Below are 14477 nucleotides of genomic sequence, written 5' to 3'. Positions count from 1 at the left end.
ATGAACACCTCATGTATTTGTGACCTATTGGACACCCTAAACATTAATCAAGCTTTAAAATATTTTCTTTTTCTTCTATAAAAGGAGATTCTTCGGGAAGTTCGGCTAGTGCCAAATCAATGTATTTTATTGCCTTTGGTTTATTTTTCTTGTGTTTATGTATCTGTGCCAACCTATAATAAGCCCAAGCTTTGGGAACACCATCTGCAATGGTATAGTTATCAAGATATGTATGCAAACACCGCTCGCCCTTTTGTAACTCAACTTTATATTCGGCTGACACCTTACCTATTTGATAATGTAATGTATTACGCTGATGCCTTTTCTGAGCATCTTCAATCGTTTTTATCGCTCTATCGGGCAATTCGTTTTTTTCGTAAAAACGAATAAGTTTATTGAAACAAGTTAAAGAACCTCCAACGCGTATTGCCCTTTTATAATAGGTTTCGGCTAATTCGGGCTCATTATCATACTCATAGATATACCCTTTTGCTAGGTAACCGTCAACCTTTGATAATGCTTCCAGTTCATTGGCATATTCAAGCGATTTCTTTTTACTGCCTCCCAATATACCGGGTAACTGCATATACAATTCCACAAGAGCCCAACGGGTATCGATATGATTTTTGTCAAGCTCGGCCGCTTTTAAAAATGCTGCTTTTACATCGCCTATAATACCTAAAGCCTGTAACTTACTAACGGCAAGAGCTTTCATTCCCAAAACGCCTCCGTACTTATAATGATAATTTGCCTCGCTTGGTTTGACACCAACCAAGCGCTTATACTGTACTATTGCCTCATCCCACTTTTTTTGATATCCATAAGCATCTCCTAATAATTCAATTGTTTCTAAATTATTTGGATCGTTCTTCAAAATCTTTTTCAGCTCAATTTCTGCATCAACAAATTGCTTTTTTTGAAACAGCAAATCGACCGTATTAAACTCTGTCTGTCCCAAAAGCGCAATAGGCAATAAAAAGAAGTAGAAAAATTTACTCATAATGATTACGTCGAAACTACAAAATTAAACTTTCATTCTACAAATTAATACATTCAAACTATAACCATTCCAACTTAGATTTACCAAATGCAAACAATCTCTTAGGTCAAACCTAAGAGTCATATTCAGAAAACCTTTTAACTCCAATAGAAGAACCTTGAGCATTAAAATCTCGATCACCGAATAAAACTTATCGCACATTTATCGTATTTTGGAATGGCTTTTGAATAGCATAAACCAATAATACGATCATCTCATATGAAACACTTACTACCCATACTAGCTATTATTCTTATTACCAATGTTTCCCATGCCCAAACACCGGACTACAAAAAACTATGGGAACAGGTAGAACAATTTGAAATGGACGGATTGCCTAAATCGGCATTAAAAATAGTTACCAATATTTCAAAACAGGCAACACAAGACAATAATGCGCCGCAACAAATAAAAGTAATGCTGTATAAAAGTAAGTTTGCATTAGTTTTAGAAGAAGAGGCACAACTAAACATTATAGAGGATTTCAAAGCTGAAATAGCCAAAAGCAACTTCCCCCAAAAAAATATTCTGGAAAATTTACTTGCCAACTTATACTGGCAATATTTTAAACAAAATAGATGGAAATTCTATAACCGCACCAAAATTGAAACAACTACAGACGATTTTAGAACCTGGGATCTGCAAACATTATTTGAAACCATCCATAGGCATTACCAAAACGCATTACAAAACGGGCTTTTACTTCAATTAGAACCTTTAGAGACCTACGATGCTATACTCGAAACCCAAAAGGACTCTAAAATTTATAGACCAACACTTTACGATTTTTTAAGTCATAATGCCTTAGAATTCTATAAAACCAACGAAAACAGTATTACAAAGCCCGCCTATAAATTTGAAATTGACAACCCCGATCTATTAGGCGATTCCAAGACATTTTCCTTGTTAACTATCAATTCTAAAGATACAACTTCCCTTCAATTACATGCTTTAAAAATCTATCAAAACCTTATAAAATTCCATTTAAAAGACACATCACTTTTTGGTCTGACCGAAATTAATATTGAACGCTTAAAATTTGTAAAGGAGCATGCTACATTTAAGAATAGTGGGACCATTTTAACAGAAACGCTCAAAGCAGAAGCTCAAAATATAAAACAGCATGAAGCCTCAGGGTTATACAATTTTGAAATCGCATCTTTATATTTTGGCAAAAGTCAGGAATACAATCCCCAAACGAATGAAACCCTTCGATGGAAGGCTAAAGAAGCCTATGATATTTGTAATACTGTTATTTCAAAATTTCCTAAGAGCAGGGCAGCCGAAAAATGCGCTATTTTAAAACAGCAAATCGGACAGCAAACTGTTCAAATTACTACAGAAGCCTTTCTTCCCGTTCAACAACACGGACGTTTGTTGGTAAGGTATAAAAATTTAGACTCACTAAACTTTACAGTTTTTAACATAAGTAAAAAGGAATTTGAAAAATTCAATAAAATCTATAGAAAAGATGAGCAATTGGCCTTTATAAAAAAATTGGAAGCTACAACCCAATGGTACAGTAAGCTTCGCAACGAAAATGACTTCCAGAGCCATACTACCGAAATTGTAATACCAAAACTTAACAATGGTATATACTTGATCCTTACAACTATTAAAAATAATGAAGAATCCTTTGCTTTTAGTAATATTCAGGTTACTAACCTAGCTTTAGTTGAATTCGAAAACAGAAGACATAAGATCTTCCAAATAATTGATAGAAATAATGGGGCTCCAATAAAAAATGCTCTGGTTGAACTAAGTTTCAAGGAAAACAATAGCAGAAGTACTCAATATGAAAATTTCACCACAAATAACAATGGAGAGATTAAAATCGTAAAAAATAAGGACAGGTACAACATCGCGGCTAAAGTAAACCATGGAAAAGACGTTGCCTATTTTGGCAACTTTTATGTAAACCCATATTACAATACGCCTAAAGAAAAAACCTCCTATAAAAGCTTTTTATTTACAGACAGGAGTATTTACCGCCCTGGTCAAACCGTATATTTTAAGGGGATTATCATAAAAAAGGATAAAGAAAGATCCAGTCCTGTTTTAAACGAAACCATTTTTACCTCCCTATACAATGCTAACGGGGAAATGATTTCTGAACTTGATTTTGAGTCAAACGAATATGGTTCTGTTGCTGGTGAATTCATACTTCCCAACACCGGGCTAAATGGGCAATACTACATTGAAATCTATGCAACCAGAGGCACCATACGTGATCGCCATTATTTCTCTGTTGAGGAATACAAGCGCCCTAAATTTGAAACAAAATTCGATCAAGTAACCGAAACCTTTAAAGCAAACGATACAGTCACCGTAAAGGGTAGCGCCTTAGCTTATGCAGGTAGCACGATTACCAATGCCAAAGTAGTATATCGTGTGCACAGAAAAGTACAATATCCCCGATGGTATTTTTGGAATTGCCCTTGGTTTTCCAGTGAACCACAGGAAATAAGCCATGGAGAAACAACAACCAACAATAAAGGGGAATATGAAATTAAATTTAAAGCCCTTCCCGACCAAAGTGTCGACAAAAGCAGCCTGCCGATTTTTAATTATGAGATTACAGCCAACGTTACCGATCTTAATGGAGAGACGAGAAGCACCACGACTATTGTTAAAGTTGGCTATCATACTCTAGTTGCAGCACTATCTGTAGATAGTGTACTAGACAAAACAAAAAAGGATCATACCCTAAGCATAGACACCAAAAATCTTAACGGCGAATTTGTCCCAGCCAAAGGTTCTGTTAAAATATACAAATTAAAAGGACCTGAAACAGTATTGAGGCAGCGCCCCTGGCAAGCTCCCGACTATCAGGAAATATCTAAAGACACCTTTAAAAAACTATTCCCCCACGATGCTTATAATAACGAGCACAAACCCGAAAACTGGGAAAAAGGCAATCTGGTTTTTGAAACTGAATTTGACACCAAGAATTCCAAAGAAATAAAATTAGGTAAACTCAAAAAATGGGTTTCAGGTAAATATATTATAACTCTTAAAAGTAATGATCGTTTTGGACAAGAGGTTAAAGATGAGATAAAAACCACACTCTACGCCAACACCGATGAAACCTTAGCCGATCAGCAATTGTTTAGTATCACTACCGACAAATCAAATTACAAAGTCGGTGATACGGCGATAATAACACTTGCATCAGCTGCTGATAATTTAATTGTTACCGTTAACGTTGAAAAAGATCGTAAGACCGTAAAAACAGATATTATTCAATTAAACAACAATAAGAAATCTATAAGTGTTCCTGTTACCAATCAAGATATTGGAGGCTTTGTCGTCCATTACAGTTTTTCAGCATTTAACGATTTTCAATCCGGCACACAAGCTATTTCCGTGCCCCACCCTAAAACCGAATTAGAAATTGAAACCCTAACGTTTCGTGACAAATTGCAACTCGGTCAAGATGAAACGTGGCGTTTTAAAATTAAAGGACCTCAGGGAAATAAAGTAAGTGCAGAACTATTAGCTAGTATGTATGATGCCTCATTGGATCAATTCAAATTCCACAACTGGAACTTTAACCCCATTTACAAACCTATCTACTATTCATATTATAGAAGTAATGCCAGACAAAGTTTCGGAACACATCGTTTTAGAGTGTATGACTTTCATCCTGTTTTTAGCTATCCACTACAACTGTATGATGAACTGAATTGGTTTGGATTTAGCTTTAACAATAATTATTGGACTTACAAGCGTTACTTAAACTCCCTTAAAATAAATGTTAAATCAACCTTTGATTCCAAAATTAAAGAAGGCTACGTTTCAGGTAGTATTTACGATGAAAATGGAAACCCCTTTCCTGGTGTTAATGTATTGGTAATAGGTAGTACCGCTGGAACCACAACAGATTTTGATGGCAACTTCTCTATTAAAGCCAATAAAAATGACAAACTTCAAATTAGCTATATAGGCTATAGTACGCAGGAAATTAAAGTAGGTAATAATAACCATTTTAATATTTCTTTGGTTGAAGACAATCATAGTCTTGAAGAAGTTGTCGTTGTTGGGTATGGCGCACAACGAAAAAGTACAGTAGTGGGAGCTGTCACTTCTGTACAAGCTGAGGCTATTCTTGAGGAAGAAGATGCTTCACTTCCTTTATCAGGAAAGGTTACTGGCATAGAAGTAGTTAAAGATTCCATAAATAGCAAAAACATTAAAGACACACCAGACTTCAACAATGTTCAAATCCGTAAAAACCTGAAAGAGACCGCTTTTTTCTTTCCACAGTTACACACCGATGAAAACGGCAATGTTAGTTTTAGCTTTACTACACCCGAGGCACTCACCCAATGGAAACTGCAATTACTGGCCCATACAAAAACCTTAGAAAGCAGCATGAAAGCTCTAACTACAGTTACACAAAAAGAGCTTATGGTAATTCCTAATGCACCGCGTTTTTTACGTCAAGGAGATCAAATAAGCATTAGTTCCAAAATTACAAACCTAACAGACAAAACCCTGTCTGGCCATGCAACTTTACTGCTGTTCGATGCGCTTTCTGGTGAGCCTATAGATGCCAAACTGAAAAATATTACAAATAACAAAACCTTTTCAGTTACAGCAAAAGACAACACCCAAATCGCCTGGCAATTAACTATCCCAGACAATATACAAGTAGTGCAATACAAAGTAATTGCCAAGTCAGGTAATTTTAGTGATGGTGAGCAAAATATTTTACCCGTACTTACCAATCGCATGCTCGTAACCGAAACCTTGCCCATGTGGATAAAAAGCAATGAAGCCAGAACCTTTACTCTGGACAAGCTCAAAACCAATACCTCATCAACGCTTAAACACCATAAACTTACCCTGGAAATGACTTCTAATCCAGCATGGCATGCAGTACAAGCACTTCCCTATTTAATGGAATACCCGTATGACTGTAACGAGCAAACCTTTTCACGTTACTATGCCAATGCCCTTGCCAGTCATATAGCAAACAGCAATCCCAAAATTCAAGATGTATTCAAGCAATGGGCCACCCAAGATGTATTAATTAGCAACCTTGAGAAGAATCAGGAGTTAAAACAACTTTTAATACAGGAAACCCCTTGGTTACGGGATGCGCAAAGCGAAACAGAACAGAAAAAACGAATTGCCTTATTATTCGATCTGAATAAAATGCATAACGAACTAGAATCAGCCCTCCGTAAATTAAAGAACAATCAAATGGCTTCCGGCGCCTGGCCTTGGTTTCAAGGAGGCAGGGAAAACCGATACATCACCCAGCATATCATTACAGGTTACGGACATTTACTTAAACTAGGAGTTACATCGAATGCCAACACTATGTCTGAAATTATTGAAAAAGCTATCAACTACTTGGATGCCGAATTTGTTAGGGAATACAAAAACATTAGGAAATACAACGCCAAAGTAGATTTAACCAAAGACCATTTAAGTTATACACAACTGCATTACCTATATATGCGCAGTTTTTTCCCTAAAATAAAAAAATCGAAAGAAGTAAGGGAGATTTCAAAATACTACCTTTCACAAATCCAAAATTATTGGTTATCCCGTTCATTATACGCCAAAGGTTTAATGGCCTTAATCACAAACAGAATGGACGACAAACTAACAGCTTCAAAAATTTTAAGATCCCTAAAAGAAACGAGCATTACTTCAGATGAACTAGGTATGTACTGGAAAGAGAACAGCAGTTCTTGGTTCTGGTATCAAGCACCTATTGAAACGCAAGCGCTATTGATTGAAACCTTTTCAGAAATTGAAAACAATACGGAAACTATAGACAATCTAAAAATATGGCTGCTTAAGAATAAGCAAACCAATCGCTGGAAAACTACGAAAGCCACAACAGATGCCATCTATGCGCTATTACTTCAGGGCAGCGACTGGCTAAATGTAACCGAAATGGTTGACGTTACAATTGGCGATCAAAAAATAGATCCATCAAAACTGGAAAGTGTAAAAGTTGAGGCTGGAACCGGATATTACAAAACCAGCTGGAATACTTCCGAAATCAAACCCAATATGGGAACTGTAACTCTTACCAAAAAGGGAAATGGTATTGCTTGGGGAGCCTTGTACTGGCAGTATTTTGAAGATCTAGACAAAATAAGCACTGCAGAAACACAGTTAAAACTCAATAAGGAACTATTTCTCAAAACCTATACAGACAAAGGGGAATCTCTTACCGAAATTACTAAAGAAACTCCTTTGAAGATAGGTGACTTAATTACTGTTCGCATCACACTTCAAAATGACAGATCCATGGAATTTGTTCATATGAAGGATATGCGAGCCAGCGGCCTCGAGCCCGTAAATGTACTTTCCCAATACAAATGGCAAGATGGTCTAGGGTATTATGAAAGTACTAAGGATGCTGCTACTAATTTCTTCTTCGATTACTTGCCTAAAGGTATTTTTGTATTCGAATACGATCTGCGCGTTAACAATGCAGGCAATATGAGCAATGGAATAACCTCCATCCAGAGTATGTACGCTCCCGAATTTAGTAGCCATAGTCAAGGAAAAAGGATTATTGTTAACAGTCTTGATTAAACAGGATATTTTAGTAATTATTATTGCTGTCAATGAGAACCTTTAAGAAACCTAAGGTTTATTCTATTTTTGGGGCAAAAAAGGAATACTTTTATTATTAACTTTACCAAGCAGTAAATTATTCCCAAATTGAAGACCAGTATATTGTCTATATTCAAGATTATTTTGATACTGATTGCAGTATCAACCATAGCTTGTGCTTCAAAACAAAATGCGATACTTAATGTTAATAATACAAGCTTCCCTCCCAGGCTCATCTTTTTAAACTATGTCATTAAAAAAAATTCAGATGACACAAAAACTGTTCAGTTTGTTAATAAAATAGTAACCGAAGGCAAACTTAAAAAACAAAGTGAAGAATATATTAAAACAGGGGCGCCTGGCGACTTAAAATGTATTCAATTAGACAAAAATGGTAACAAGTTACATTATACTATTATAAAAAACCCGTTGATTAAATCAATAGAATATCTAAATGATGACAAATCATTTGGGAGAAAAATAGAGGAACTCAATAGAGCCCCTTTTTCATTACGCTTACAAATTGACCCTCGTACCAAATCCATCATAATTACTGAGATTTCCTTATCAGAAAAGGAAGAGCACACGCTCATAACCACAAACTTAGACTCCATATGAAGCAAATAACAATAATAGCTCTTTCTTTGCTTTATTTGCAACTTGGTTTTTCTCAAACTTTCGATGTGGAAGCTATTAAAATATCTGGAGATGATGATAAACGAATTAACCTCGTTATCTTAAGTGAAGGCTATCAAGAGAGTGAATTAACACAATTTATTACAGATGCAACTAGCTTCACCAACGGTATGTTTAATGAATCTCCATTTTCAGAATATGCCAATTACTTTAATGTATATGCAATAAAAATACCCTCGAATGAAAGTGGTGCTGATCATCCCGCAACAGCTACAGACATTGATGAAACAGAACTAACACCAACTTATGTCGACACCTACTTTAATGCCACTTACGATTCCTTTGGTTTACATAGACGATTGTACTATGAAATTGATGGCAACAGTGCCAATAATACAGAAGCAAAAATAAATACTGTTTTAGCTAATAATTTCCCAACATACGACCAAGCATTAATTTTAGTCAATTCTGATGACTACGGTGGTAGTGGAGGTGAATTCCCTATGGCATATACAGGCTATTGGGGTACCAATGTTATCATGCATGAATTGGGGCATTCACTATTCGACCTAAAAGACGAATATTATCCTGGCGACTTGTTAGCAGGTGAGGCTATCAACATGACACAGGAAACAGACCCAGATTTAATAAAATGGAAAAACTGGCTGTACGATAACGGTGTTGGAATTTACCAGTACTATGATCATGAAGGTTTAGCTAAAGACTGGTATAAGCCCCATCAAGATTGCATTATGGAAAAAACAGACCAGTCTTTTTGTTCCGTTTGCAAAGAAGGGATTGTTGAAAAAATACACAGCCTCATTTTACCTATTGATGATTATTCCCCCAATAATGCATCTATTGAAAGTCCTTCTTTCCCAATTGATTTTCAATTGGATTTGATTCATACCATCCCAAATACTTTAGAAACAACATGGACATTAAATTCAAACGAATTCGCTACAAATGTCGACGAGATAAGTATTCTGGAGTCCGATTTGAATAACGGCATCAACAACCTAACTGTTGTGGTTCACGATGCAACTTCGCTTTTAAGGGTAGATAACCACAACACAACACACATACAGGTTATACATTGGAATATTGATAATTCTTCTCTCGGTCTAACCTCAATAAGTAGTATAATCAATGATTTGAGTATTGCATTATATCCAAATCCAACTAATACAATTGCTTATATAAAACTAGAGAGCCAAAGCAATATCAGCTTAAAGGTAGAACTCATGAGCTTAGATGGTAAAAAAATAAAAAGCCTCAACCTTACCACACTATCTCCTCTAGAATTAGACATTCAACATTTAAGCCAAGGGACATATATTGCTAATTTTTATGCCGATAACATTAGAATTGCAAGTAAACGCCTTGTCAAAATGTAATCCATTATTTGGGTGGATATGAGCCAAGTATTTTTTCTGCTATGGCTCTTAAACGGTTCTCGCGTTCTTCTGGTGAGGCATTAGGATTAAAGTTGGCCTCACTAACTGCTTGCCAAAAAAGACCAACCCCCTCTTTATCCACAAAATCTATTATTATACGGCGACTCATATTACCCTGACCTATTGGCAACCCTATGGAAATACCTCCTCCTACATGACGACCAGTTCCTCCCAAACCTACACCCACTGTATTTCGCGGAGCCTCTTGATATGCGCTACTTTTTATATCTATAAAAAAATCTGGTGTTTCAGATAAACTAAACCCCTTAGATTTCATATTAGAATCGATCGCATCTAAAAAACGTTTGGTGTCCAATACGCTCATTCCCGATTCTATATCACTAAAATAATTATAGGTTTTGTATTTGCTAAAATTGACAGTTTTATCGAAGTCGTAGCTAACACGAATAGGAGCACATGATACTACTACCAACATGCAAAAAATAACTTTTAATAACTTCATAACCTTTTTTATATAAAGTTAATCAAAAATTATTCCAACTCGTAAGCTCTATTTACACAAAAATAAGAACTAATTATTCAGTATTTTCCACAATATATCCTTAAGTTCTGTAATACCTTGCTGTGCCACTGAGGATATAAATACATAAGGAATTGGTAGTTCGTTATCCAGTTCCTCTTTCAATTCTACTTTAAGCTCATCATCTAACATATCGCATTTAGAGATGGCTATAATACGCTCTTTATCCAACATCTCAGGATTATAGCGCCTTAATTCATCAAGTAAAATATCGTACTGCTTTTTAATATCATCGGCATCGGCCGGAATTAAAAACAATAATACAGAATTACGTTCTATATGGCGTAAAAAGTAGTACCCAAGTCCCTTACCTTCGGCTGCTCCCTCTATAATTCCAGGGATATCTGCCATAACAAAGGTTTGAAAATCACGGTATTTTACAATTCCTAAATTTGGTTTAAGTGTTGTAAATTCATAATCTGCAATTTTGGGCTTTGCAGATGTTATTACCGACAACAGCGTTGACTTACCTGCATTGGGAAAGCCCACCAAACCAACATCGGCCAATACTTTTAACTCTAATGTAATATCCCTTTCTTCCAGAGGCAACCCTGGTTGTGCATACCGCGGTGTTTGATTGGTTGCTGTTTTAAAGTTCCAGTTCCCCAATCCACCTTTTCCTCCTTCTGCAATAATCTTTTCTTCGCCTTCTTCGATAATTTCAAAGATAATATTGTTGGTCTCGGTATCTCGCACTACGGTACCTAAGGGCACATCAATATACACATCTCCGCCGTCGGCTCCAGTACTTCTGCTCTTTCCGCCATGTTCACCGTGCCCCGCCTTAATATGTCTTTTAAACTTTAAATGCAGTAATGTCCAAAGGTTGGATTTACCACGAATAATAACATGCCCTCCTCGGCCACCATCCCCTCCGTCAGGACCGCCTTTGGCTATATATTTTTCACGGTGTAAATGCGCCGATCCTTTGCCTCCCTTTCCAGAGCTGACATGCATTTTCACATAATCAACAAAATTTCCTTCAGTCATATTAAAGTTAAAAGTGACAAGTTAAAAGTTAAAAGTAGTCAATGCAAACTTTTAACCTCAGTGCTTACCTTAAATTATAGAAAAACGAAGTAGTGTATACTTTTATATATTATAAACTGTCAATCACACTACTTAAACGCTTGGTAATTTCTTCTATACTACCAACACCCTCAACTCCATAATACTTATCTTGAGCTGAATAGTATTCTTTTAAAACAGCAGTCTTATTGTAGTATTCCGTGATTCTATTTCTAATAATGGATTCATCCGCATCATCTGCTCTGCCACTGGTTTCACCTCGTTTAAGTAACCGTTGTACCAAAACTTCATCTTCAACTTCCAAAGCAACCATAGCGCTTATTTCAGAATCTTTACTCTGCATCAACGCATCTAAAGCCTGAGCTTGTGTATTGGTACGAGGAAACCCGTCAAAAATAAAACCATTAGCATCTGCATTTTTTTCAACTTCGGCATTCAACATATCTATAGTTACCTGATCCGGTACCAATTCGCCTTTGTCAATATAAGATTTAGCTAGCATTCCCAAGGCTGTTTCATTCTTAATATTATATCTAAAAACATCGCCAGTAGAAATATGAACTAAATTGTATTTTTCTTTTAAAAATTCTGCTTGTGTTCCTTTACCTGCTCCCGGAGGGCCAAATAGCACTAAGTTTGTCATGTGTTGTGTTTCTTTTATTTGATATACTTCTGGCAAATCCCTTCCCAACCCATCATAGTCAAGTCCGTAACCAACAATAAATTTGTCGGGAATTTCAATACCTACATAATGTAATTTAAAATCTTTTTTATAAGCTTCCGGTTTGTAAAACAGCGTTGCTATTTTTAAAGTCTTAACCGCTTCGTTTTTAAAAATACGATGTACTTCCGCCAGCGTGTTTCCAGAGTCTATAATATCTTCCAAAATAATAACTGTACGTCCTGTTAAATCCTGTGTTAAACCTATTAAACGTTGAATATCTTCGGTAGACTTTACACCTTCATAAGAAGCTAACTTTATAAATGTTACCTCACATGGCTTAGGATATTTTTTAACAAAATCACTTACCAACATAAACGATCCATTTAAAATACCCACAAACACCGGAATTTCATCACCAACATCCTCTGCTATTTTATCAACCATACGGTCTAGAGCCTTATCTATACTCTCTGCAGAGATAAATGGTTTGAAAAATTTATCATGAAGTTGTAACACGACTAATACATTTTGAAAGATGCAAAGATAATCAATAGATTAACCAATAACCATTTTTTCATTTACGTTTTTTAACAGGAATACTCTCTGTCATTATTTTTTTGTGCCAATCATAAAAAATCACACTTAGAGACTGATTAAATTGCACTGACTTTTAGTATTGAACTTTAAGTTATGGATGTTTCATTTTTAAATGTATTTTTGCATATTCTAAACACACTTAAATGTGGCCTAATTTCAGTAAAATACAACAGAATGAATTACTTTTCTTCAAATTTTAAACTTGGTATTCTTGGTGGGGGTCAATTAGGAAAAATGCTGCTTAATGATACCAGAAAATTTGATATTTATACCAGTGTCCTTGATGCCAGTAAAGATGCTCCTTGTAAAATTGCCAGTAATGAATTTCATTTAGGCGACTTAATGGATTATGATAAGGTCTACAATTTTGGAAAGCAGGTTGATGTGCTTACCATCGAAATTGAGAACGTAAATGTAGATGCCCTGGAAGCTCTTGAAAAAGAGGGCATAAAAGTATATCCCGCTTCAAAAACACTCCGTACCATTCAAAACAAAGCGAAACAAAAACTGTTTTATGTAGATAATGGTTTACCAACAGCGCCCTTTTCACGTTTTGCATATACCTCTGAAATTAAGGAAGCCGTAAATAACGGAGGGCTCCAACTACCATTTGTATGGAAATCGGCACAATTCGGATATGACGGTACAGGCGTTAAAATAGTAAAGACAATTCAGGACCTTGAAGAGTTACCAAATGTAGAATGCATTGCTGAAACTCTGGTTCCATTTAAAAATGAATTGGCTGTAATTGTAGCCCGTAATGCATCTGGTGAAACGAAGTCTTTTCCTGTAGTAGAAATGGAATTCCATCCCGAAGCAAATCAGGTAGAATACGTGATTTGTCCAGCAAGAATTTCTGAGGTAGTTGCAAAAAGAGCAGAAGCAATTGCATTGGCTACTTCCAAAGCTTTTAACCATGTAGGATTACTTGCGGTAGAAATGTTTCAAACCCAGGATGATACTATTCTAATAAATGAAGTAGCCCCAAGGCCTCACAACTCAGGTCATCATACCATCGAATCCAGTTACACTTCACAATTCGAACAACACCTTAGAGCCATTCTGGATTTACCTTTAGGCAATACTGATAGTAAAGTAGGAGGTGTTATGGTAAATCTGGTAGGTGCCGAAGGGTATACTGGTAATGTAATATATCAAAATATAGAAGCCATTATGGAAATGGAGGGGGTAACACCTCATATTTATGGAAAAAAACAAACCCGACCATTTCGTAAAATGGGTCATGTAACTATTGTAAATGCCAATCTAGGTGAAGCCAGGCGCATTGCGGAAGATGTAAAGAATACAATTAAAGTAATAAGCGAATAATCGCAATAATAAAAATTTCAAAACCTAAGAATATGAAAGTAGGTGTAATCATGGGAAGCAAAAGTGACCTTCCCGTTATGCAAGATGCCATAGACATCTTAAAAAGTTTTGACATAACTGTTGAAGTGGATATTGTGTCTGCACACAGAACACCCGACAAACTATTTGATTATGGACAAAATGCTCATACCAGAGGGTTTTCAGTAATTATTGCTGGCGCTGGTGGTGCCGCCCACCTACCGGGAATGATAGCTTCTTTATCCCCTTTACCTGTTATTGGCGTTCCTGTAAAAAGCAGCAATTCCATTGATGGCTGGGATTCGGTACTTTCTATTCTCCAAATGCCAGGTGGTGTACCCGTGGCAACAGTCGCCCTAAACGGAGCCAAAAATGCTGGCATTTTAGCAGCCCAAATAATTGGTTCACATAATACAGCTGTTTTGGATAAATTGATAGCTTATAAAGAAGAGCTAAAACAAAAAGTCCACGAATCGGCAAAAGATCTAATATAATAAAAGCCCCGAACAGTGTTCGGGGCTTAATCAAATATAAAACCGAATTATTATAAGTTAGTCACCTTATAAATTTTACGTGGCAAAT

General features: G+C 36.1%; 9 protein-coding genes. 5 read left to right on the top strand and 4 right to left on the bottom strand.

Features of this window, described 5'->3' with window-relative positions; genetic code table 11:
- Positions 1-43 precede the first annotated feature (43 nt).
- Entirely contained in the window at positions 44-1000 is a 957-nt protein-coding gene (locus ABD792_RS07395) for a tetratricopeptide repeat protein (RefSeq protein ID WP_345005244.1), read from the bottom strand.
- 258 nt (positions 1001-1258) lie between these two features.
- Here ABD792_RS07395 and ABD792_RS07390 point away from each other — a divergent pair, with 258 nt between their 5' ends.
- The 3 genes from ABD792_RS07390 to ABD792_RS07380 all read left to right on the top strand — a co-directional run bounded on the left by ABD792_RS07390 (position 1259) and on the right by ABD792_RS07380 (position 9657).
- A complete protein-coding gene (locus tag ABD792_RS07390; protein WP_345005242.1) occupies positions 1259-7603 on the top strand; it encodes an alpha-2-macroglobulin family protein in 6345 nt (2114 codons plus the stop codon).
- Between the two features lie 129 nt (positions 7604-7732).
- Positions 7733-8242, top strand: a complete 510-nt coding sequence (locus ABD792_RS07385; protein WP_345005241.1) for a hypothetical protein — start codon at positions 7733-7735, stop codon at positions 8240-8242.
- Positions 8239-9657 carry a M64 family metallopeptidase gene (locus tag ABD792_RS07380; RefSeq protein ID WP_345005240.1) on the top strand — a complete coding sequence of 473 codons (1419 nt, stop codon included), beginning with the start codon at positions 8239-8241 and terminating at the stop codon, positions 9655-9657. Before ABD792_RS07385 ends, ABD792_RS07380 begins: the two co-directional genes overlap by 4 nt.
- A gap of 4 nt (positions 9658-9661) precedes the next feature.
- On the opposite strand, the gene ABD792_RS07375 is transcribed toward ABD792_RS07380, so the two are convergent.
- The 3 genes from ABD792_RS07375 to ABD792_RS07365 form a co-directional block, all read right to left on the bottom strand.
- A complete protein-coding gene (locus ABD792_RS07375; RefSeq protein ID WP_345005239.1) occupies positions 9662-10180 on the bottom strand; it encodes a DUF4136 domain-containing protein in 519 nt (172 codons plus the stop codon).
- 69 nt (positions 10181-10249) lie between these two features.
- Positions 10250-11248, bottom strand: a complete 999-nt coding sequence (gene obgE / locus ABD792_RS07370; protein ID WP_345005237.1) for a GTPase ObgE — start codon at positions 11246-11248, stop codon at positions 10250-10252.
- Positions 11249-11357: 109 nt separating this feature from the next.
- Positions 11358-12467: an adenylate kinase gene (locus ABD792_RS07365; protein WP_345005235.1), complete on the bottom strand. Its 1110-nt coding sequence runs from the start codon at positions 12465-12467 to the stop codon at positions 11358-11360.
- 255 nt (positions 12468-12722) lie between these two features.
- On the opposite strand from ABD792_RS07365, the gene ABD792_RS07360 reads away from it, so the two are divergent.
- The gene (locus tag ABD792_RS07360) at positions 12723-13877 is read left to right on the top strand and encodes a 5-(carboxyamino)imidazole ribonucleotide synthase (protein WP_345005234.1); all 1155 of its coding nucleotides are present in this window, start codon (positions 12723-12725) and stop codon (positions 13875-13877) included.
- A 32-nt stretch (positions 13878-13909) separates the two neighbouring features.
- Positions 13910-14389, top strand: coding sequence for a 5-(carboxyamino)imidazole ribonucleotide mutase (gene purE / locus ABD792_RS07355; RefSeq protein WP_345005233.1), 480 nt, complete (start codon positions 13910-13912; stop codon positions 14387-14389).
- Positions 14390-14477: the final 88 nt, after the last annotated feature.

Source organism: Snuella lapsa (assembly GCF_039539345.1).
GTDB lineage: Bacteria > Bacteroidota > Bacteroidia > Flavobacteriales > Flavobacteriaceae > Snuella > Snuella lapsa.
This window is presented reverse-complemented; position numbering and strand designations above follow the sequence as displayed.